This is a genomic window from Pantoea sp. UBA5923 (assembly GCF_002431095.1).
GTDB classification, from domain to species: Bacteria; Pseudomonadota; Gammaproteobacteria; order Enterobacterales; family Enterobacteriaceae; genus Pantoea; species Pantoea piersonii.
The window spans coordinates 67,385-87,318 of the sequence record NZ_DJDN01000044.1 but is presented as its reverse complement, the minus strand read 5'-3'; the positions used below and the strand labels follow the sequence as shown (position 1 = coordinate 87,318).

The window sequence follows — 19,934 nt, the reverse complement described above, 5'->3', positions numbered from 1 at the left end:
GCCGCCTGATTTTGACGAGGCAATCATGCATCCACGTTTCACCTCCGCCTTCGACGCGCTGCCCGCTGCTCTGCAAAGCGCGCTGCGTCCGGTTCTTGACGACGCGCAGTTTCAGGCGGTGCTGACGCCGGAGCAGGTCGCATCGCTGATGCAGCAGACACAGCTGGACGCCGATGCGCTTGCTCTGGCGCTGCTGCCGCTGGCGGCAGCCTGCGCCGTCGTGCCGCTCTCGCGCTTCAACGTGGGCGCCGTGGCACGCGGCGTCAGCGGCCACTGGTACTTCGGTGCCAACATGGAGTTTACGGGCGTGGCGCTACAGCAAACGGTACATGCCGAGCAGAGCGCGATTGCGCACGCCTGGCTGCGCGGCGAGCGCCGTCTGGAAGCTGTTACCGTCAACTACACACCGTGTGGCCACTGTCGCCAGTTTATGAACGAACTCAACAGCGGCACCGATCTGCGCATCAGCCTGCCTGGCCGCCCCGTCAGCACGCTGGGCGACTATCTGCCGGACGCCTTCGGCCCGCGCGACCTGAATATCAGCACGCTGCTGCTGGATAAGGTGGACCACGGCTATCTGGCGGAAGGCGATAGGCTGGCGCAGGCGGCAATCGCGGCTGCTAACCAGAGCCATGCGCCCTACAGTGGCTCCCACAGCGGCATTGCGCTGCGCACCTCGGGCGGCGCGATAGCCACCGGACGCTACGCCGAGAATGCCGCCTATAACCCGAGCCTGCCGCCGCTACAGGCCGCGCTGATCCTGCTGAATATGCAGGGCGAAGCCTGCGAAAATATCGAGGCGGCAGCGCTGGCTGAAGTGGAAAACGCCACGCTGAACCAGTTCGCTGCCACTCAGGCGACCCTGGCCGCGCTGGGCTGCACCCGGCTCGCACGCGTCACGCTGCGCAAAGGCTGAGGCGCGCAACACGCTTTTCAACAATTGCAATATCTTTTATTTACAAAAGCTGTACATCGGCGAGAAATTTCATAGGATCGTGCGCCAGCAGTACAAAAAAAGAAGACTGGCGTCTGAGCTTTGCCAGACAACATCGCAACCGGAGCATCAATTCATGGAACATGAGTACGAAAGTAAGCGTCCGCTGTACATCCCCTACGCTGGCCCGATCCTGCTGGAATTTCCCCTGCTGAATAAAGGCAGCGCCTTCTCGCTGGAAGAGCGCAACGAATTTAACCTCAACGGCCTGCTGCCTGAAGCGGTCGAGAGTATCGAAGAGCAGGCTGAGCGCGCCTGGCGTCAGTTCCAGGATTTCAAAAACAATAACGATAAGCACGTCTACCTGCGCAATATTCAGGACACCAACGAAACCCTTTTCTATCGCCTGCTCGACAATCATCTCGAAGAGATGATGCCGATTATCTATACCCCAACCGTCGGCGCGGCCTGCGAACACTTTTCCGAGATCTACCGCCGCGCGCGCGGCGTCTTTATCTCTTATCCGAACCGCGCCCATATCGAAGATATGCTGCAAAACGCCACCAAGCAGAACGTGAAGGTGATTGTAGTAACCGACGGCGAGCGCATTCTTGGCCTCGGCGATTTGGGCATCGGCGGCATGGGCATTCCTATCGGCAAGCTGTCGCTCTATACCGCCTGCGGCGGCATTTCACCCGCCTATACGCTGCCGGTGGTGCTGGACGCCGGTACCAACAACCAGCAGTTGCTTAACGATCCGCTCTATATGGGCTGGCGTCATCCGCGCATTACCGGCGAAGAGTATGACGCGTTCGTTAATGACTTTATCCAGGCGGTTAAACGCCGCTGGCCGAACGTGCTGCTGCAGTTTGAAGACTTTGCGCAGAAAAACGCCATGCCGCTGCTGCAGCGCTACCGCGATGAAATCTGCTGCTTCAATGACGATATTCAGGGCACCGCTGCCGTGACCGTCGGCACGCTGATCGCTGCCAGCCGCGCCGCGGGCAGCCGCCTGTGCGAGCAGAAAGTGGTCTTCCTTGGTGCGGGTTCCGCCGGTTGCGGCATCGCCGAGCAGATTATCGCCCAGATGAAATCTGAAGGATTAAGCGACGAAGAGGCGCGCGCCCGCGTGCTGATGGTCGATCGCTTCGGCCTGCTGACCGACAAACTGCCAAACCTGCTCGACTTCCAGAGCAAGCTGGTGCAGAAGAGTGAAAACCTGAAGGAGTGGGACACCTCAAGCGATTCAATCTCGCTGCTTGACGTGGTGCGCAACGCCCGTCCCGATATTCTCATCGGCGTTTCCGGCCAGCCGGGGCTGTTTACCGAAGAGATCATCCGCGAGATGCACAAACACTGCGCGCGCCCCATCGTGATGCCGCTCTCCAACCCGACGTCACGCGTGGAAGCGACGCCAGCGGACATTATCGCCTGGACAGACGGCGCGGCGCTGGTAGCGACCGGCAGCCCCTTCTCGCCGGTGAGCTGGAAAGGCAAAACCTATCCGATCGCGCAGTGTAACAACTCCTATATCTTCCCTGGCATCGGCCTGGGCGTTATCGCCTCAGGCGCGACGCGCGTTACCGACTCAATGCTGATGACGGCAAGCCGCGCGCTGGCCGACTGTTCGCCGCTGGTGAACGAAGGCGAAGGGCCGGTGCTGCCGGAGATTAAAGATATTCAGGGCGTATCGAAAATTATCGCCATGGAAGTCGGCAAAGCCGCGCAGCTGGCTGGCGTCGCGGTAGTCACGTCGGAAGATGTGCTGTCGCAGGCGGTGGCTAATAACTTCTGGCTGCCGCAGTATCGCCACTATCGTCGTACCTCTATCTGACAGACCAACGCCGGGCCGTCTCAGGCCCGGCAGTCGCGCAAAAATCCATCAGCCAGCCGGCGGTAACTTGCTTCGTGGCAGGTCCTCAAGTAGCCTTGATGCACCGAATTTTCCTGACCTCGAGCGCCCACGCGTATGTTGAAACGCGTTTTTATTGGTCTTCTGTTCATCATCTTACTGGTGGTGGCGACCGCGCTCGGCCTGGATCGCTGGATCAGCTGGAAAACTGCCCCCTATATTTACGAAGACGTCGCCTCGCTGCCGCATCGTCAGGTTGGCGTGGTACTAGGCACCGCGAAGTATTACCGCACCGGCGTCTATAACCAGTATTACCTTTATCGCATTCAGGGCGCGCTGAACGCCTACAACAGCGGCAAGGTTAACTATCTGCTGCTCAGCGGCGACAACGCCATGAGTAGCTATAACGAACCCATGACCATGCGCCGCGATCTGATCAAAGCGGGCGTCGATCCGCAGGATATCGTGCTGGACTATGCCGGTTTCCGTACGCTTGACTCCATCGTGCGCACGCGCAAGGTGTTCGACACCAACGACTTTATTATTATCACCCAGCGTTTCCACTGCGAGCGCGCCCTGTTTATTGCCCTGCATATGGGGATTCAGGCGCAGTGCTATGCGGTGCCCTCACCGAAAAATATGCTCAGCGTCCGTTTCCGCGAGGTGGGCGCGCGTCTCGGCGCGCTGGCCGATCTCTATGTCATGAAGCGCGAGCCGCGCTTCCTTGGCCCGCTGGTGCCGATACCGGCGGTGCATGAGGTGCCGGAAGATGCGCAGAGCTATCCGGCGGTGACGCCGGAGCAGCTGCTGGAAAGCGAGCAGAAAGCGCAAAAATAGAAAGAGCGGCCCTCGGGCCGCTCATGAAAAACAGAATTGTACTCGCGCGGATGGCATGGCTCGATCGCAAAGTCGCTCAAGGCATCCATGCTCGCTCGGCCCGCGACATCCCTGTCGCGGGACGCTTTGCTCTTCGATCCATGCCACCCGCGCTTTGACGCCCAGGCCGTTTGCAAGAAGCCTGAGCGCTGCCCTTATTACTTCTTACGCGAGTACTTCAGCGAGTCCAGCGCCACGGCGAAGATAATGATGCCGCCCTTAATAATGTACTGCCAGTAAGGGTTCACGCCGATATAGGTCAGACCGTAGTTGATCACGGTAAAGATGATCACGCCGGTCACCACGCCCGCTACCGTACCCACGCCGCCCGCAAAGGAGACGCCGCCCACCACGCACGCCGCGATAGCGTCCAGCTCATACATAAAGCCGAGGTTGTTGGTGGCGCTGCCGATACGGCCCGCTTCCAGCATCCCGCCGAAGGCGTAAAACACGCCGGAAAGCGCATAGATAAGGATCAGGTTAAAGTTCACGTTAACGCCGGAAACCTTCGCCGCTTCCGGGTTGCCGCCGATAGCAAAAATGTTTTTGCCAAAGCGGGTTTTATTCCACAGGATCCAGACGAAAACGATAGCGATAATGGCGTAGAAAGTAATATAGGAGAGCTTAAAGTCGCCAAAGCGGAAGAAGCCCTGCGTGAACTTTGAGAAGCCCGTATCAAACCCGGCAATCGGCGACGCGCCAACAAAATCGTAATAGAGCGAGTTGATGCCGTACACGATAATCATGGTGCCGAGTGTGGTAATAAACGGGGTCACCTTGAGATAGGCGATAATAACGCCGTTCAGCAGGCCGATCAGTCCACCAATAACGCACACCACCAGAATAACCAGCGGAATCGGTACGGTTTCCAGCGTCGGGAAGACCTTATTGGCGTTTTCCATCGACTGCAGCAGCGTTGCCGCCACTACTGCCGCCAGCCCCACCTGACGACCGGCCGAGAGGTCGGTACCCTGCGTAACGATCAGCCCCGCCACGCCCAGCGCGATAATAATACGCACCGAAGACTGGGTGAGGATATTACTCAGGTTCATCAGGCTTAAAAATGTCGGATCCTGGAAAATAATAATAGCCAGTAAAACCAGCAGAACGACATAAATGCCGCCCTCTTTCAGCCAGGTTAGCGCATTCTTTTTAGTAGTCGCTTTCATGTTAACAGCCCTTGCTTCATTAAAGGTGTAATGACGCTAAACGCAATATTTCGTTCTGCGTGGTTGTCTTGGTATCTACAATGCCCGCTACCTGACCGTTGCTCATCACCAGAATACGATCGGTAATGCCCAACAGCTCCGGCATTTCAGAAGAGATAATAATGATGCCCTTCTCTTTCTTCGCCAGCTCGGCAATCAGCTGGTAGATTTCGAATTTCGCGCCGACGTCAATACCGCGCGTCGGTTCGTCAAGCATCAATATTTCAGGCTGGGTCAGCAGCCAGCGGCCGATAATAACCTTTTGCTGGTTACCGCCCGAAAGCGATCCAATTTGCGTGTGGTGCCCCGGCGTTTTTACACGCATGGCGTCGATAACCCACTGGGTATCGCTCTTCATGCGTTTATTGTCCAGCAGCCCGATATTGTTTTTATACTTCTTAATATTCGAGATTAACGAGTTAAACCCGATATCCAGATAGGCATAAATACCGGTAGAGCGACGCTCCTCCGTCACCAGCGCAAACCCATGATTAATAGCTTCGTTGGCGCTGTGATTATTAATCGCTTTGCCGTGGAGCTTAATAGTGCCGCTAACTTTCTCGCGAATACCAAACAGGGTTTCGACGATATCGGTACGCTTGGCGCCCACCAGCCCGGCAATGCCCAGAATCTCCCCTTTACGCAGATCGAACGAAACGTCGCGAATCGACGGCTGACGCAGCGACGTTAAATTACGCACCTCAAGAATGGTTTCGCCCGGCACGTTAGTTTTGTTGGGAAAACGCTGGTTCAGGGAGCGGCCGACCATCATGGCGATGATCTTATCCATATCCAGCCCTTCTAGCGGCTGGGTGGCGATCCACTGCCCGTCACGCAGAATAGTAATTTCGTCGCACAGCTGGAAAATCTCTTCCATCTTGTGCGAGATATAGACAATGCCGCAGCCGCGATCTTTCAGCTTGCGGATAATGGTGAACAGATGGTTCACCTCTTTCTCCGTCAGCGAAGAGGTCGGCTCGTCCATGATGACGATTTTGGCGTCATAGGAGAACGCCTTGGCGATTTCAATCATCTGCATCTGCGAGACAGAGAGCGTCGCCACTTTGTCACGCGGATCGATATCAATATCCAGCTCGTCGAAAATCGCTTTGGTATCGCGATACATTTTATCCTGATCGACGAACGGGCCTTTTTGCGGATAGCGACCCAGCCACATATTGTCCATGACGGTGCGCTGTAAAACCAGGTTCAGCTCCTGGTGCACCATCGAAACGCCATTTTCCAGCGCCTCTTTTGAACTTTTAAAATCTATTTCCTCACCCTGAAACAGGATGCTCCCCGTATCTTTTTTATAAATACCAAACAGGCATTTCAATAATGTCGATTTACCGGCGCCGTTTTCACCCATCAATGCATGAACGGAGTGAGGCCGCACTTTTAAATTCACATTATCTAAGGCTTTAACCCCTGGAAATGATTTTGACACATTCGTCATTTCCAGCAGATATTCACGCTGCGCGGTCGGATTATCACTGGCCATAATTTACCTGGCTAAAAAAAGCGTTGGTCAAGTGAAAACAGGACGCGGCTCAGCCGCGCCCGGACAGGATTACTTCTGGAACTGAGACAGATTCTCTTTATCGACCGGAACGTAAGGTACGCGGACGATTTTGTCGGTAATTTTATAGCTGGTGCCTTCGGTCGCGGCTTTGCCGTCCGCCAGGTTTTTCGCCATATCCAGCGTTGCTTTCGCCTGGTTTTCAGCATCGTTCAGGACGGTGCCCGCCAGCGCGCCCGATTTTACCAGCGCCAGCGCTTCTGGCAGCGCATCGACGCCGAACACAGGAATAGAGGTCTTGTTATGTGCCTTCAGCGCTTCAACCGCGCCCATCGCCATGGCGTCGTTGTTAGCGATGACCACTTCGATTTTGTTGGCGTTCGGGCCAGAGAGCCACGCGTCCATCTTGTCTTTAGCCTGCGCGGTATCCCACATTGCGGTATCCATCGCCAGCTGCTGAGTTTTGATGCCGTCTTTGTTCAGGGTATCGATGACATACTTGGTGCGCGCTTCGGCATCCGGGTGGCCCGGCTCGCCTTTCAGCAGCACGAACTGAATCTGACCATCTTTGTTCAGGTCCCAGTTCGGCGAGGCTTTCCAGTGTTTCTCAATCAGCTGGCCCTGAATAATGCCGGACTCTTTAGAGTCGGTGCCGACATAGTAAGCTTTGTCGTAGCTGGCCAGCACTTTCGCGTTCGGCTCTTTGTTGAAGAACACCACCGGCACGTCATTGCTGCGCGCTTTATCGATCACCACGGCTGCCGCAGCCGGATCCACCAGGTTAATTGCCAGCGCCTTCACGCCTTTCGCCATCAGCACGTCGATCTGGTCATTCTGCTTGGACTGGTCGTTCTGCGAGTCATTCATCAGCAGCTGCACGCCGCCGAGGTTTTTGGCTTCTTTCTCGATGTCCTTGCGTACCATCGACATAAAGTTGTCGTCATATTTATAGATGGTCACGCCGATACGCGTGTCCGCTGCGTGTGCCGTTGCGCCGAACATCATGCTGGCAACCAAAGCTGTAAGCGTGAAAACCTTCTTATTCATGGTATCTCCGGTTTTTTGCAGGGTAGTACTGGCTCAGACGCGTCAAACGCGTAAGAGCTTTCGGTAAAATAAGATTCGGCGAGTCAAAAAGAGGCGAGTGGTATCCCGCTACCCCGCTGAATCGCCGTCCAGAAACCTGACTTCCTTGTGCGACAACGCATCCTGAAGATGTGATGAACCTTTTCAACGGGTTGCTGAAACCACGCCAGCTGCGGTTATGGCGGCGTTACATAATGTTTCAGTCCGGTAAGACGCAGCCATCATAGTGAGCGGCATGTTAATTAACTGTGAATACAATCACAGATTGAAAACGGTTACATCAGGCTATCGCCTGAATTAGTGACAGACTCCACATTTTGTCGCTGAGCCACAGAATGACGACGCACCAGCGTCGGCATAAAGACATACTGCGCGCTGGCGTCCAGCTGGCCCGCCGCGCCGCTCAGCGCCAGCTCTGTCGCCAGTTTTGCCATTGAAACAATGGGATAGCGCACCGTGGTCAGTTGAGGATCGGTGTAACGCGACATGGGAATATCATCGAAACCGATAATGGAGAAGTGCTGCGGCACCTGAATGCCGTTATCTTTCAGCGCGGTAAGCGCGCCGGCCGCCATGCCGTCGTTGTAGGCAAAAATCGCGCTGAGATGCACGTTGCGCCCCAGCAGCTCTACCATCGCCGCTTCACCGCCCTGCATATCGGGTTCGGCGCTGGCGATCCAGCTCTCCTGCGGACGGATGCCCTGCTCCACCAGCGCCTGCTCCCAGCCTTCACGGCGCTGCTGTACATCTTCGATCGGATGGCTGGAGCAGAGATAGCCGACGCGGCTATGTCCCTGCTGCAGCAGCATTCTTGTCGCCATCAGCGCGCCAGCCACGTTATCCAGGCTGACGCAGCGATGGGCGAAGCCCGGCACGATGCGGTTTACCATCACCATGCCCGGCACCTGCTGCATAAAAGAGGCCAGCTCTTCGTCTGAAAGCGTTTTCGCGTGCACCACCAGCGCATTGCAGCGCTGACGGATCAGCACCTCAATCGCATGGCGCTCTTTATCTTCCTGATGCCAGGAGTTGCTGATCAACACATGTTTGTGCAGACGCTGTGCCACGGTATCCACCGCTTTAACCAGCGCGCCGAAGAAGGGATCGGAGACGTCCATTACCACCACGCCGATGGTATCGCTCACCTGCGTCGCCAGCGCCTGCGCGTTGGCATTGGGGCGATAGCCCAGCGACTCCACGGCCTGCAGCACCGCATCGCGCGTGTCGGCAGTGACGGCGCTGCTGTTATTCAACACGCGTGAGACGGTCGCCACCGACACGCCAGCCAGACGGGCAACATCACGAATCGTTATCATGCAGCTGTTCCACAGAGGAAAAAAAGGCATCACGCCAGGAAGTAAACCCGGCGCTATTCTGTCAGGCGCGGCTAAACAGCAGCGTGAATTACGTCACACTGATGAAAACGGTTACATACAATTATGTAACCTTTGTGATGAACATCATTATCTGAATGAGGGACGATGCGGTGTTTTGCCTGCCGCCAGACGCGTCAGCCGCCGCCAGAGCCATTCAAGCGGCCCCTGTGGGAAAAAGCGCAGCCAGATCACCGAGAAGAGGATATTGACGAGCCAGACAGCAGGGACAAACGCGAGCAGCTGCAGGCGGTCGAAGCGCATAAAGAGGTCAAAGCGATAAAACAGCGTGGTGCAGATCAGCGTCTGCAGCAGGTAGTTGCTCAGCGCCATACGGCCGACGCACTGGATCGCCGCGCTGAAGCGCCAGCGAGCCAGCCGCGGCCAGTAGGCCAGAATAAGCGCGGCATAGCCGAGACTGATAAAGGGGCTGGCGAGATCGCGCGGCACCTGCAGATAGAAGCCGCTCCAGCGAAACGACCAGTGCAGCATCCACTGCGACACCACGCCGGACAGGGCAATGGCATAGCCTGTTATCAGCAAAAGCGCGGCGCAGCGGCGATAGTGCCGCGCGCTGAAGCCGCCGGTCAGCCAGCCGCAGCGCAGCAGCGCCGCGCCCATCATCATCAGGCCTGCCAGCTGCCAGCCATACTGCGCCGCCAGCGCCATCAGGCTGGAAGAGAGATGATCGAGACGGTTATGCACAGCTTCCCAGCCGCCGGCCAGCTTCCAGAAGCGTTCATACTCCAGATCGGCCGCGCCTGGCAGCCATGAACTGCTCGGTTCGGGAGCGGAGATGGAACCGAAAATAAGCAGCACGCCGCAGCCCACCAGATAAAGCAGCGCGCCGGTATGAAACAGGCTGCGCGTTGAGGGCACGTCGCGCAGCATACGCCAGACGATCAGCCCGATAATGGCGTAATCAAGCAGGATATCCCCTTCCCACATCACAATGGCGTGGAACAGGCCGATAATCGCCAGCAGCGTCAGGCGCGCCGACAGCCAGCGGCCGCCGCGCGGCAGCTGGAGCTGCAGGCCCGCGCCGAACAACAGCGCGAACAGGGTAAGGAATTTCAGCTGCGCCAGGGTATCAAGCACCGCCCAGGTCCAGACCTCGTCGGTAGCCGGCTCGCCGTGCCAGGCAGGATTCAGATAAGCGGCGGAAGGTAAAGCGAAGCCGACGATATTAAGCAACAAAATGCCGAGGATGGCGCAACCGCGAATAAAATCCAGCGCATGATAACGTTGCATATCGGTCCCTGTTGAGGTGAGAAACAGAGGCGGCTTAAAGCCTGCTGGGGGATGGCGCAGACCGAAGAGCAAACGCCCCGCGTCAGGAACAAACGTCGGAAGCGTTCTTGCACAACGCGGAGCCGTGGCCCGATAACAAAAGCGCCTCAAATAAGGCGCCTGTTCGCGAGCCGCGATCTCCTGTTTGCGTCTTTACGATCGGGCTTTCTCACCCTCGCAGGCGCATAGCCAACAGCCTCGCCCTGAGATTTAAATATGGCGTACCGCGCGCAGGAATTCCTGGCGGGTATTCTGGCTCGACTTAAACAGACCGCCCAGCGAAGTGGTGGTGGTTGCGCTGGTGGCATCCTTCACCCCGCGCGCTTTCACGCAGTAGTGCACCGCATCGATAGAAACCGCAACGTTGTTGGTACCAAGCAGCGTCTGCAACGCCACCAGCACCTGCTGCGTCAGACGCTCCTGCACCTGCGGACGCTGGGCGAAGAACTGGACGATACGGTTGATCTTCGACAGGCCGATCACCTTGTCTTTTGGAATATAGGCCACGGTGGCTTTGCCGTCGATAATCACAAAGTGGTGTTCGCAGGTGCTGGTCAGCGTGATATCGCGCACCGTCACCATCTCATCCACTTTCATCTTGTTTTCGATGACGGTGATTTTGGGGAAGTTAGCGTAATCCAGGCCGGAGAACACCTCATCCACATACATTTTGGCGATGCGATGTGGCGTCTCCATCAGGCTGTCATCCTCAAGATCCAGATTCAGCAGCTGCATGACTTCAGTCATGTGGCCAGCGATCAGGCGCTTACGGGTTTCATCATCCATTTCACGCGTCGGCGCGCGTAACGGCGTCTCCAGGCCTCGCGCCAGCAGCGCTTCGTGAACCAGGATAGCTTCCTGACTAAGGGTGCTCATCGTACTCATCTCCGCAGGTGTAACGCCCGCCGGAGAGACCGACGGGTTCAATTCTGAGCGCGTATTGTGAAGCTTTCCGTTTGGGTAATCCAGTAATCAATCCAATCGGCGATGAAAGCTTTTCATTATGATCGTCGCCAGACCAGAAGACCGCCCACGGCCAGCCCCAGACCGGCGATCCACAGCGCCGGCTCCAGCCGATGTAGCAGCGCGGTAGAGAGCGACGACAGCACCGGCCCCACCAGCTGCCCAATGGCGTAGCCAGTGGTCAGCAGTCCCGCCATATAGCGCGTATGCTGCGGCGCCAGCTCACGCGCACAGGCCAGCGCAAGCTGCACCACGCAGAGAAAGCCGCCGCCCACCAGCAGCGCACCAATCAGCAGGCCGCTAAAGCCCGGCAGCCACGCCGCCGCCACTACGCCCAGCGCCTGCGCCCAGAGCACCAGCGCCAGCCGCCGGTGCGTGCTGGCGAGGCCGCGCGTCAGGATCCCCAGCGCGATGCCGACTATCGCCGCGCCGCCGAAAATCGGCCAGACGAACTGGGCAAATGCGCCGTCGGGAAAGCGCGCCGCCGCCATCTGTGACAGAAAAGTCGCAGGCAGAATATAGCCGAAGCCCGCCAGGCTATAGCTCAGCACCAGCCGTCGTAAATTTCTGGTCAGCACCAGCGGCTGCGGCGCCTGATCGGGTCGATGCAGATCGCCGACGCGGCGCGGCAAATTGCGCGCGACAGCGGCGATAAAGAGCAGCGCCAGCAGGCCGTAAGCCGCCCAGGCCAGCGAGGCGGAAACCTGAAGCGCATGCAGCTGCACCGCCAGCAGGCCGCTGATGAAAATCCCCGCGCCGGGTCCGGCGAAGACCGCCGCTGACAGGCTGGGACGGCCGTAATGATGCAGCTGTTCGCTGCTCCAGGCGGCAACCAGCACCAGCGCCACGCCGCTCGCCCAGCCGATAAGAAAGCGCACTGCCCCGTGTAGCCAGGGGCCGCTGACGCAGGCGGAGAGCAGCGTCAGGATCACCGCGCCCCAGACGCCCAGCTGCAGGCGCAGCTCGACGTGGCGCCTGGCGCGCATCGCGTCAAAGGAGCCGCACAGGTAGCCGAGATAGTTAAGCGCCGCGACCAGGCTGGCGCTGGTCAGCGTCAGCTGGCCGTCGTGTATCATCAGCGGCACCTGCGGCGTAAAGGCGAAACGTCCAATCCCCATCACCACGACCAGCGCCAGAAAGGCGCTGAGCGCCACGCGAAAAGCCATTTCCCTACTCCTGCGTTTTATTATCTCTTGCTTATAACATGCCAGCTTATTAAACTCACGAAAACTGAATAATTCGCATCAAGTTGTTTACGAGAAGAGAATACATGGATCTTGTCCAGCTACGTATGTTCTGTTCTGTGGCCGAAACCGGTTCGCTGGCGCGCGCTGCGGAACAACTCCATCGCGTCCCCTCTAATCTCACCACGCGGCTACGCCAGCTGGAAGAGGAGATTGGCGTCGACCTGTTTATCCGTGAGAAACAGCGCATTCGCCTGTCGCCGATGGGCCACAACTTTCTTAACTATGCACAGCGGATCCTGACGCTGAGCGACGAGGCGCTGAGTATGGCGCGCGCCGGCGAACCGGCGGGTAACTTCGCGCTCGGCTCGATGGAGAGCACCGCCGCGACGCGCCTGCCGGGCCTGCTGGCGGCCTACCATCAGCGCTTCCCGAAGGTCGCGCTGTCGCTGATCACCAGCACCTCCGGCGAGATTATCGACAAAGTGCGCGAAGGCACGCTGGCCGCCGCGCTGGTCGATGGCCCGGCGCCTTATGACGATCTCAACGGCTGTATCGCCTTCCGGGAAACCCTGACGCTGATCACCAGCCTCGATCATGCGCCGGTGGAGAGCGCGCGCGACGCGCAAAACGATACGCTGTTCGCTTTTCGCAACAGCTGCTCCTATCGCGTGAAGCTGGAAGCCTGGTATCGCGACAGCGGCGTCGCGCCCGGCAGCGTCATGGAGATCCAGTCCTACCACGCGATGATGGCCTGCGTAGCGGGCGGCGCGGGTGTAGCGATGATCCCGGAATCGGTTTTAGCGCAGATGCCTGAGCGCGCCCGCGTGCAGGCGCATGAGCTGCCGCCGGCGTACCGCGATACTGCCACCTGGCTGATGTGGCGACGCGACGCTTTTACGCCCAACGTCGAAGCCCTGAAATATTTGATTATTGATATGTTTGACGACCGGCCGCAGGACGATCGGCTACTGCATCCGCTGCAGGTCGCAGACTAATTACGCAGTTACGCGCTATTTTTATTGATATCACGACCACGGACGCGACCGTTTCGGCGCGTCCTCATCTGACCGCAAGAGGGAATGCATGAACATGATCAAAACCCGCGCCGCCGTTGCCTGGGCCGCTGGCGAACCGCTGAAAATCGAAGAAGTGGATTTGATGCCGCCGCAAAAAGGCGAAGTGCTGGTGCGTATCGTTGCCACCGGCGTTTGCCATACCGATGCCTATACCCTGTCGGGCAAAGATCCGGAAGGCGTGTTCCCGGCAATTCTCGGCCATGAAGGCGGCGGCATTGTAGAAGCGGTAGGCGAAGGCGTGACCAGCGTCGAAGTAGGCGATCATGTGATCCCGCTTTACACGCCAGAGTGCGGCAAGTGCAAATTCTGCCTGTCGGGCAAAACTAACCTCTGCCAGGCGATCCGCTCTACCCAGGGCAAAGGCCTGATGCCGGACGGCACGACGCGCTTCTTTAAAGACGGCAAGCCGATTTTCCACTATATGGGCACCTCGACGTTCTCCGAGTACACCGTCGTGCCGGAAATTTCGCTGGCGAAAATCAGCAAAGAAGCGCCGCTGGAAGAAGTTTGCCTGCTGGGCTGCGGCGTCACTACCGGCATGGGCGCGGTGATGAATACCGCCAAAGTTAAAGAAGGCGATACCGTAGCGATTTTCGGCCTCGGCGGCATCGGTCTGTCGGCGATTATCGGCGCGAAAATGGCGAAAGCCGGACGCATTATCGGTATCGACATCAATACCAGCAAGTTCGACCTGGCACGCAAGCTGGGCGCCACCGATCTGGTGAATCCGAAAGATTATGAGAAACCGATCCAGGACGTTATCGTTGAGATGACCGACGGCGGCGTAGATTTCTCCTTTGAGTGCATCGGCAACGTCAACGTCATGCGTTCCGCGCTGGAGTGCTGCCATAAAGGCTGGGGCGAATCGGTAATTATCGGCGTGGCCGGCGCGGGCGAAGAGATCTCTACCCGTCCGTTCCAGCTGGTCACCGGTCGCGTCTGGCGCGGTTCCGCCTTCGGCGGCGTGAAGGGCCGCTCGCAGCTGCCGGGCATCGTGCAGGACTATCTGGACGGTAAATTCGCCCTGAACGACTTTATTACCCACACCATGCCGCTGGAAGAGATTAATGAGGCCTTCGATCTGATGCACGAAGGTAAATCTATTCGTTCGGTGGTGCACTTTAACAAGTAATCGGGAGGCGATATGGCAACCACGCTGGAACTGCTGGAAGAACACCGGATGTTCGGCGGCTGGCAACAACGCTGGCGACATCAGTCAGACGTGCTGAACTGCCCGATGACCTTCAGCATTTTTTTGCCCAGTCCGAAAGACGACACGCCGCCGCCCGCGGTGTGGTTTCTGGCAGGGCTGACCTGTACGGATGAGAATTTCAGCACCAAATCCGGCGCGCAGCGCGTCGCCTCGGAGCTGGGACTGGTGTTAATTATGCCGGACACCAGCCCGCGCGGCGATGCGGTCGCCAACGACGCCGCTTACGATCTTGGTCAGGGCGCGGGGTTCTATCTCAACGCCACCCAGGCGCCCTGGTCAGCGCACTACCGCATGTTCGACTACCTGAGCCAGGAGCTGCCGACGCTGATCGCCGGCAACTTCAGTATCAGCGAGCGGCAGTCGATTATGGGGCATTCGATGGGCGGCCACGGCGCGCTGATGCTGGCGCTGCGCCTCGGCAACCGCTTCGCGTCGGCGTCGGCTTTTGCGCCTATCGTCAATCCCAGCGAAGTGCCCTGGGGTCAGAAAGCGTTCAGCGCCTACCTGGGCGAGGACCGCGCAGCCTGGCGCGACTATGACAGCTGCGCGCTGATGCGCGAGGTGCAGTCGCGTCTGCCGATCCTGATCGATCAGGGAGACAGCGATCAGTTCCTGGCGGATCAGCTACAGCCGGAGCGGCTGGATGTGGTGGCAAGAGAGGTGGGATTCCCGCTGACGCTGCGCGTGCAGCCCGGCTATGACCACAGCTACTACTTCATCGCGACCTTCGTCGAGGATCATCTGCGCTTCCATGCGCAGCATCTGCTGGTGTAGAACGTTCAGGGCCGCAATGCGGCCCTGAATTTTAGCTGTGCGGCACGCTATTTAAACCAGCGCTGAATCCGCCAGCCCGTCGATCATCACCTGCGGCATCCCCTGCGAGCAGCGCTCAATACGTCCTTTCACGCCATAGACCTGCGCCAGCGTTTCTGGCGTAATCACCCGATCCGGCGCGCCGTCCGCTATTAGCGCGCCCTCTTTCAGCATCAGCGCATGGTGCGCATGGCGTAAGGCGATATTAATGTCATGCACCACCACCACGGTAATGATATTGCGCTGGGCGGTTTCGCGCCGCACCAGATCCATCACATGGAACTGATAGTTAAGATCCAGCGCGCTCAGCGGCTCATCCAGCAGCAGCAGTTCCGGGCGACGGATCAGCGACTGCGCCAGGCCCACCAGCTGTTTCTGGCCGCCCGAAAGCTGATCGAGATAGCGCATCGCCAGATGCGAAATGCCAAGCTGTTCCAGCAGATACATCACTTCCGCTTCGCTGGCAGCGTTATGCAGCCCGCCGGACGCGCGCTGCGCCACGATGATCGACTCCAGCACATGCAGATGCACGCCCGCAGGCAGCGACTGCGGCAGATAGACCACGCGCCGGGCGCGGCGGGCAAAAGGCTGCTGCATCAGCTCTTCGCCGTTCAGCCAGAGTTCGCCCTGCCCTTTGTTCAGCCCGGCCAGCGCGCGCAGCAGCGTCGATTTGCCGCAGCCGTTCGGCCCCAGCAGCACCGTAATTTTGCCGCGCGGCAACAGCGGTACGCTGAGATCCTCAATGACTTTGCGTTTCGGGTAGCCCGTCGTGAAGTGTTTTAACGTCAATCCCTGGCTCATACATTCCCCCGGTGGCGCAGAATAATGCTCAGGAAGAAAGGCACGCCAACCAGCGAGGTGACGATGCCAACGGGAATAATCACGCCAGGGATCAGGTTTTTCGACGCCACCGACGCCATCGAAAGCACCAGCGCGCCGGTCAGGGCGCTGGCAGGCAGATAGTAGCGATGATCTTCGCCGAAAATCATGCGGGCGATATGCGGCGCCACCAGCCCGATAAAGCCGATCGGCCCGACAAAGGCAACCGCCAGCGCGGAAAGAATACTGATGCGCAGCAGCGTCGCGAGGCGTAAGCGGCGCACGTCGATGCCGAAACTGACCGCGCGGTCTTCGCCGAGGCGCAGCGCGGTCAGCTTCCAGCTGCTGAGCAGCGAGAACGGCAGCAGCAGCGCAAACGCGGCGCTCAGCACGCCCAGCTTCTCCCAGGAGGCACGCGCGAGGCTGCCCATGGTCCAGAACACCAGGCCCTGCAGGGTATCTTCACTGGCGATAAACTGCATCATCGACACCAGCGCGTTAAAGGTAAACACCAGCGCAATGCCAAACAGCACCACGCCTGAGGTAGAGACCCGCGTCCAGCGCGTCACGCCGTCGAGCATCAGCGCGGCGAACAGGGCAAAAACAAAGGCGTTGGCGGAAATCAGCCACTGATCCGGCACGCCAGGAATGCCGATGCCGAGAATAATCGCCAGCGCCGCGCCAAAAGCCGCCGCCGAGGAGACGCCCAGGGTAAAGGGGCTGGCCAGCGGGTTATTCAGGATGGTCTGCATTTCGGCGCCTGCCAGCCCAAGACAAAATCCCACCACCACCGCCATCAGCGCATAGGGCAAGCGGATATCCCAGACAATGACGCGCGTACCGGCGTCGACGGTTGCGGGGTGAAGCAGAGATTGCCACAGCGTCGGCAGCGAGAGTCCAGCCGGGCCAAGCGTAAAATCCAGCACCAGCGAGGCAATAATGGCCAGCACCAGTACGGCGATCATCAGCATGCGGCGGCGCAATACCTGATGATAGCGGCCCATAGCGCCCTGCGCGGGCAGAGTTGAGTCCGTCATAAAAAGCCTGTTCTAAAGGTTCGGTCGAAAACGCTGCCACAATAGAGCAGATGATAATAATTATCAATTCTTCAACCTAAACAAAAAGGCACCTTAACGCAAAAAGCGCGGCCCCGCCGCGCTTCCTGTGCTACCGCAAATAACAAGGCCCGAGCGCAAAGGCAACCCACGCTTCTGTGAGTCAGGCGCTTTGCTCTGCGGGCCTCGTCATCTGTTCTGTAGCCTTACTCTTTGTGGATCGGGAATTCCATGTCGCTGTACTTCACGAAACGGGTGCCTCGCGTCAGCCTGTAGCCGAACCAGATAATCAAAAACAGCGGCAGTCCGATATAGGTAGCGGCGACGCCGTACCAGTCGATTTTGTCGTTAAGGAAAGCCTGATAGTTCTGGCCCAGCGTGATGATCAGACAGAGCACGAAGGCAAAAATCGGGCCGACCGGGAAAAAGCCTGAACGGTACGGCAGATCGTCAAGGCTGTGGCCCTGCGCGATATAGCCGCGACGGAAGCGATAGTGGCTGATGGCAATGCCCAGCCAGGCGATAAAGCCGGTCATACCAGAGGTATTCAGCAGCCACAGATAGACCTCCTGGTTGCCGAACTTCGAGGTCAGGAAGCAGAGACCCGCCACGACGGTGGTCGCCAGCAGCGCGTTGCGCGGCACGCCGCCTTTCGACAGCTGCGCGAAAATGCGCGGCGCTTTGCCTTCGCTCGCCAGGTTATAGAGCATGCGCGTTGAGGCATACATGCCGGAGTTGCCCGCCGACAGCACCGAGGTCAGAATGACCGCGTTCATCACCGCCGCCGCCGACAGCAGGCCCGCATTCTGGAACACCAGGGTAAAAGGACTGACGCTGATATCGGTTACATCGTTATGCAGCAGCTGCGGATCGGTATAAGGCAGGATCAGGCTGATAATCAGGATAGCGAAGATATAGAACAGCAGAATACGCCAGAAAACCTGACGCACCGCGCGCGGAATGTTTTTCGCCGGATCTTCCGACTCCCCCGCCGCGATACCGATAAGCTCAGTGCCCTGGAAAGAGAAGCCGACTATCATCGCCACGCCAATCATCGCGGCGAACCCACCCGCGAACGGCGCGTCGCCGACCTGCCAGTTATGCCAGCCGGCATGTTCGCCGCCGCGCAGAATGCCAAGGATCATCAGTACGCCGACGACGATAAAGATAATGACGGTGGCGACCTTAATCAGCGAGAACCAGTATTCCGCTTCGCCGAAGCCTTTCACGGAGATGAAGTTAAGCAGGAACATCAGGCAGAGGAACAGCGCGCTCCAGATCCAGCCCGGCGTATCAGGGAACCAGTAGTTCATTACCAGCTGCGAGGCGACGAGATCCACGGCGATGGTGACCGCCCAGTTGTACCAGTAGTTCCAGCCCAGGGCGAAACCAAAGCCTTCTTCAACATATTTTGAACCGTAGGTGGCGAAAGAGCCGGAAACCGGCATAAAAGCCGCCAGCTCGCCAAGGCTGGTCATCAGGAAGTAGACCATCAGGCCAATCAGCGCGTAGGAAAGCAGCGCGCCGCCGGGGCCTGCCTGAGAGATCGTGGCGCCGGAGGCGACAAAAAGGCCGGTGCCGATCGAACCGCCGATGGCGATCATCGTCAGGTGACGCGCCTTTAACTCGCGTCGTAACGCAGGTTGTTGTGTTGTATTTGTGTCGTTATGCATGTGTAAACACTAGGCTCGCTAAAAATGAGGCGCGATTGTAGCAATTCACCCTGCCCTGTATAGCACTGGCGCCGTGTTATTAGTTACCTTCATGATCGCCGCTGAATTATAAGCAAAAACCTCTTGCGGCTACTCGCGGCAGTAAGAGAGAAAGCGATTAAGCGCCCTGGAAAGATGCTTCTGACGATGGTGAATACGGTAGAGGGTGCGCGTCAGGCGCGGCAGCGGAATCGACAGTTCCACCAGCGTTCCCGCCTCCAGCAGATCGGCGATAACGCGACGCGACAGGCAGCTGATGCCCATATTGTGCCGCACCGCATGCTTGATCGCCTCTGAATTACCCAGCTCCATGCCCAGCTGAAAGGCTGGCAGATGCGAGAGCAGCAGATAGTCAACGATTTCACGCGTGCCGGACCCGCGCTCGCGCAGGATCCAGGGCGCGTTGCCGAGGCTCTCCAGCGTGACCGGCTGGCGCAGAATCTCCGCATCGGGCGCGGCGAACACCACCAGCTCATCCTCCAGCCAGGGATCGCTCACCAGTTCGGTCATATGACACGGCCCTTCAATCAGGCCGACATCAACGCGGAAATCGGCCACGGCGTTAATAACGTCCTGGCTGTTGCCGACGCTCAGCTCCAGCGGCAGGCCGGGAAAGTCGCGGCGAAAAGCGGCTATCATGCCCGGCAGCAGGTAATTGCCGATGGTGCTGCTGGCGTAAATACGGATTGCGCCGTTGTCCTCTTTAAACAGCTGTTCGATTTCACTCGCCTGCTCCAGCAGGCCAATGGCGCGCGGATAGAGCAAACGACCGTGTTCGTTCAGCACCAGCCGCTTGCCGACGCGATCGAACAGCTGTACGCCAAGCTGGCCCTCCAGGTCCGCCAGCGCCGCACTCACCGCAGACTGCGAGAGCGCCAGCACCTGCGAGGCCTGAGTCGTCGAGCCGCTTTTCAACACCTCGGTAAACACTTCTATCTGACGCAGCGTGATATGCATG

17 protein-coding genes are annotated in these 19,934 nt (G+C 58.5%); 6 read left to right on the top strand and 11 right to left on the bottom strand.

What is annotated here, in order from left to right; all coding sequences use genetic code 11:
- Positions 1–25 precede the first annotated feature (25 nt).
- The 3 genes from cdd (at position 26) to sanA (ending at position 3,623) form a co-directional block, all read left to right on the top strand.
- On the top strand, positions 26–916 hold the full coding sequence (cdd, locus tag B3797_RS11080; RefSeq protein WP_311791095.1) for a cytidine deaminase: 891 nt from the start codon (positions 26–28) through the stop codon (positions 914–916).
- Positions 917–1,070: 154 nt separating this feature from the next.
- The gene (locus tag B3797_RS11075) at positions 1,071–2,768 is read left to right on the top strand and encodes an NAD-dependent malic enzyme (protein ID WP_311782616.1); all 1,698 of its coding nucleotides are present in this window, start codon (positions 1,071–1,073) and stop codon (positions 2,766–2,768) included.
- Between the two features lie 135 nt (positions 2,769–2,903).
- On the top strand, positions 2,904–3,623 hold the full coding sequence (gene sanA / locus B3797_RS11070; RefSeq protein WP_120453202.1) for an outer membrane permeability protein SanA: 720 nt from the start codon (positions 2,904–2,906) through the stop codon (positions 3,621–3,623).
- 197 nt (positions 3,624–3,820) lie between these two features.
- Here the strand turns inward: sanA and mglC are convergent, their stop codons facing one another.
- The 7 genes from mglC to B3797_RS11035 all read right to left on the bottom strand — a co-directional run bounded on the left by mglC (position 3,821) and on the right by B3797_RS11035 (position 12,267).
- Entirely contained in the window at positions 3,821–4,831 is a 1,011-nt protein-coding gene (mglC, locus tag B3797_RS11065) for a galactose/methyl galactoside ABC transporter permease MglC (RefSeq protein WP_120453200.1), read from the bottom strand.
- A gap of 19 nt (positions 4,832–4,850) precedes the next feature.
- Positions 4,851–6,371, bottom strand: coding sequence for a galactose/methyl galactoside ABC transporter ATP-binding protein MglA (gene mglA / locus B3797_RS11060; RefSeq protein ID WP_311782617.1), 1,521 nt, complete (start codon positions 6,369–6,371; stop codon positions 4,851–4,853).
- 69 nt (positions 6,372–6,440) lie between these two features.
- Entirely contained in the window at positions 6,441–7,436 is a 996-nt protein-coding gene (mglB, locus tag B3797_RS11055) for a galactose/glucose ABC transporter substrate-binding protein MglB (RefSeq protein WP_120453196.1), read from the bottom strand.
- Positions 7,437–7,750: 314 nt separating this feature from the next.
- On the bottom strand, positions 7,751–8,791 hold the full coding sequence (gene galS, locus B3797_RS11050) for an HTH-type transcriptional regulator GalS (protein WP_311791094.1): 1,041 nt from the start codon (positions 8,789–8,791) through the stop codon (positions 7,751–7,753).
- A 147-nt stretch (positions 8,792–8,938) separates the two neighbouring features.
- The gene (yeiB, locus tag B3797_RS11045) at positions 8,939–10,099 is read right to left on the bottom strand and encodes a DUF418 domain-containing protein YeiB (protein ID WP_311791093.1); all 1,161 of its coding nucleotides are present in this window, start codon (positions 10,097–10,099) and stop codon (positions 8,939–8,941) included.
- 249 nt (positions 10,100–10,348) lie between these two features.
- Positions 10,349–11,014: a GTP cyclohydrolase I FolE gene (gene folE, locus B3797_RS11040; RefSeq protein ID WP_120453189.1), complete on the bottom strand. Its 666-nt coding sequence runs from the start codon at positions 11,012–11,014 to the stop codon at positions 10,349–10,351.
- Between the two features lie 125 nt (positions 11,015–11,139).
- On the bottom strand, positions 11,140–12,267 hold the full coding sequence (locus tag B3797_RS11035; protein ID WP_311791092.1) for a YbfB/YjiJ family MFS transporter: 1,128 nt from the start codon (positions 12,265–12,267) through the stop codon (positions 11,140–11,142).
- 104 nt (positions 12,268–12,371) lie between these two features.
- Here B3797_RS11035 and ptrR point away from each other — a divergent pair, with 104 nt between their 5' ends.
- The 3 genes from ptrR to fghA all read left to right on the top strand — a co-directional run bounded on the left by ptrR (position 12,372) and on the right by fghA (position 15,351).
- On the top strand, positions 12,372–13,283 hold the full coding sequence (gene ptrR, locus B3797_RS11030; protein ID WP_120453185.1) for a putrescine utilization regulator PtrR: 912 nt from the start codon (positions 12,372–12,374) through the stop codon (positions 13,281–13,283).
- 88 nt (positions 13,284–13,371) lie between these two features.
- Positions 13,372–14,496 carry an S-(hydroxymethyl)glutathione dehydrogenase/class III alcohol dehydrogenase gene (locus B3797_RS11025; RefSeq protein WP_120453184.1) on the top strand — a complete coding sequence of 375 codons (1,125 nt, stop codon included), beginning with the start codon at positions 13,372–13,374 and terminating at the stop codon, positions 14,494–14,496.
- 12 nt (positions 14,497–14,508) lie between these two features.
- Entirely contained in the window at positions 14,509–15,351 is an 843-nt protein-coding gene (gene fghA, locus B3797_RS11020; protein WP_311791091.1) for an S-formylglutathione hydrolase, read from the top strand.
- 51 nt (positions 15,352–15,402) lie between these two features.
- Here the strand turns inward: fghA and B3797_RS11015 are convergent, their stop codons facing one another.
- The 4 genes from B3797_RS11015 to yieE form a co-directional block, all read right to left on the bottom strand.
- The gene (locus B3797_RS11015) at positions 15,403–16,191 is read right to left on the bottom strand and encodes an ABC transporter ATP-binding protein (RefSeq protein WP_311791090.1); all 789 of its coding nucleotides are present in this window, start codon (positions 16,189–16,191) and stop codon (positions 15,403–15,405) included.
- Positions 16,188–17,246 (bottom strand): FecCD family ABC transporter permease, encoded by a 1,059-nt coding sequence (locus B3797_RS11010; protein ID WP_033750328.1) that lies wholly within the window; start codon positions 17,244–17,246, stop codon positions 16,188–16,190. The genes B3797_RS11015 and B3797_RS11010 overlap by 4 nt, the downstream gene beginning before the upstream one ends.
- Positions 17,247–17,470: 224 nt before the next feature.
- Positions 17,471–18,937, bottom strand: coding sequence for an amino acid permease (locus B3797_RS11005; RefSeq protein ID WP_311791089.1), 1,467 nt, complete (start codon positions 18,935–18,937; stop codon positions 17,471–17,473).
- A 129-nt stretch (positions 18,938–19,066) separates the two neighbouring features.
- Positions 19,067–19,933, bottom strand: a complete 867-nt coding sequence (gene yieE, locus B3797_RS11000) for a DNA-binding transcriptional regulator YeiE (RefSeq protein WP_311782623.1) — start codon at positions 19,931–19,933, stop codon at positions 19,067–19,069.
- Position 19,934 lies beyond the last annotated feature (1 nt).

What these genes read in the sequence shown, in the direction of transcription:
- cdd (WP_311791095.1), top strand. Translation starts at nt 26, where the DNA reads ATGCATCCACGTTTCACCTCCGCCTTCGACGCGCTGCCCGCTGCTCTG.
- B3797_RS11075 (WP_311782616.1), top strand. Translation starts at nt 1,071, where the DNA reads ATGGAACATGAGTACGAAAGTAAGCGTCCGCTGTACATCCCCTACGCT.
- sanA (WP_120453202.1), top strand. Translation starts at nt 2,904, where the DNA reads ATGTTGAAACGCGTTTTTATTGGTCTTCTGTTCATCATCTTACTGGTG.
- mglC (WP_120453200.1), bottom strand. Translation starts at nt 4,831, where the DNA reads ATGAAAGCGACTACTAAAAAGAATGCGCTAACCTGGCTGAAAGAGGGC.
- mglA (WP_311782617.1), bottom strand. Translation starts at nt 6,371, where the DNA reads ATGGCCAGTGATAATCCGACCGCGCAGCGTGAATATCTGCTGGAAATG.
- mglB (WP_120453196.1), bottom strand. Translation starts at nt 7,436, where the DNA reads ATGAATAAGAAGGTTTTCACGCTTACAGCTTTGGTTGCCAGCATGATG.
- galS (WP_311791094.1), bottom strand. Translation starts at nt 8,791, where the DNA reads ATGATAACGATTCGTGATGTTGCCCGTCTGGCTGGCGTGTCGGTGGCG.
- yeiB (WP_311791093.1), bottom strand. Translation starts at nt 10,099, where the DNA reads ATGCAACGTTATCATGCGCTGGATTTTATTCGCGGTTGCGCCATCCTC.
- folE (WP_120453189.1), bottom strand. Translation starts at nt 11,014, where the DNA reads ATGAGCACCCTTAGTCAGGAAGCTATCCTGGTTCACGAAGCGCTGCTG.
- B3797_RS11035 (WP_311791092.1), bottom strand. Translation starts at nt 12,267, where the DNA reads ATGGCTTTTCGCGTGGCGCTCAGCGCCTTTCTGGCGCTGGTCGTGGTG.
- ptrR (WP_120453185.1), top strand. Translation starts at nt 12,372, where the DNA reads ATGGATCTTGTCCAGCTACGTATGTTCTGTTCTGTGGCCGAAACCGGT.
- B3797_RS11025 (WP_120453184.1), top strand. Translation starts at nt 13,372, where the DNA reads ATGAACATGATCAAAACCCGCGCCGCCGTTGCCTGGGCCGCTGGCGAA.
- fghA (WP_311791091.1), top strand. Translation starts at nt 14,509, where the DNA reads ATGGCAACCACGCTGGAACTGCTGGAAGAACACCGGATGTTCGGCGGC.
- B3797_RS11015 (WP_311791090.1), bottom strand. Translation starts at nt 16,191, where the DNA reads ATGAGCCAGGGATTGACGTTAAAACACTTCACGACGGGCTACCCGAAA.
- B3797_RS11010 (WP_033750328.1), bottom strand. Translation starts at nt 17,246, where the DNA reads ATGACGGACTCAACTCTGCCCGCGCAGGGCGCTATGGGCCGCTATCAT.
- B3797_RS11005 (WP_311791089.1), bottom strand. Translation starts at nt 18,937, where the DNA reads ATGCATAACGACACAAATACAACACAACAACCTGCGTTACGACGCGAG.
- yieE (WP_311782623.1), bottom strand. Translation starts at nt 19,933, where the DNA reads ATGCATATCACGCTGCGTCAGATAGAAGTGTTTACCGAGGTGTTGAAA.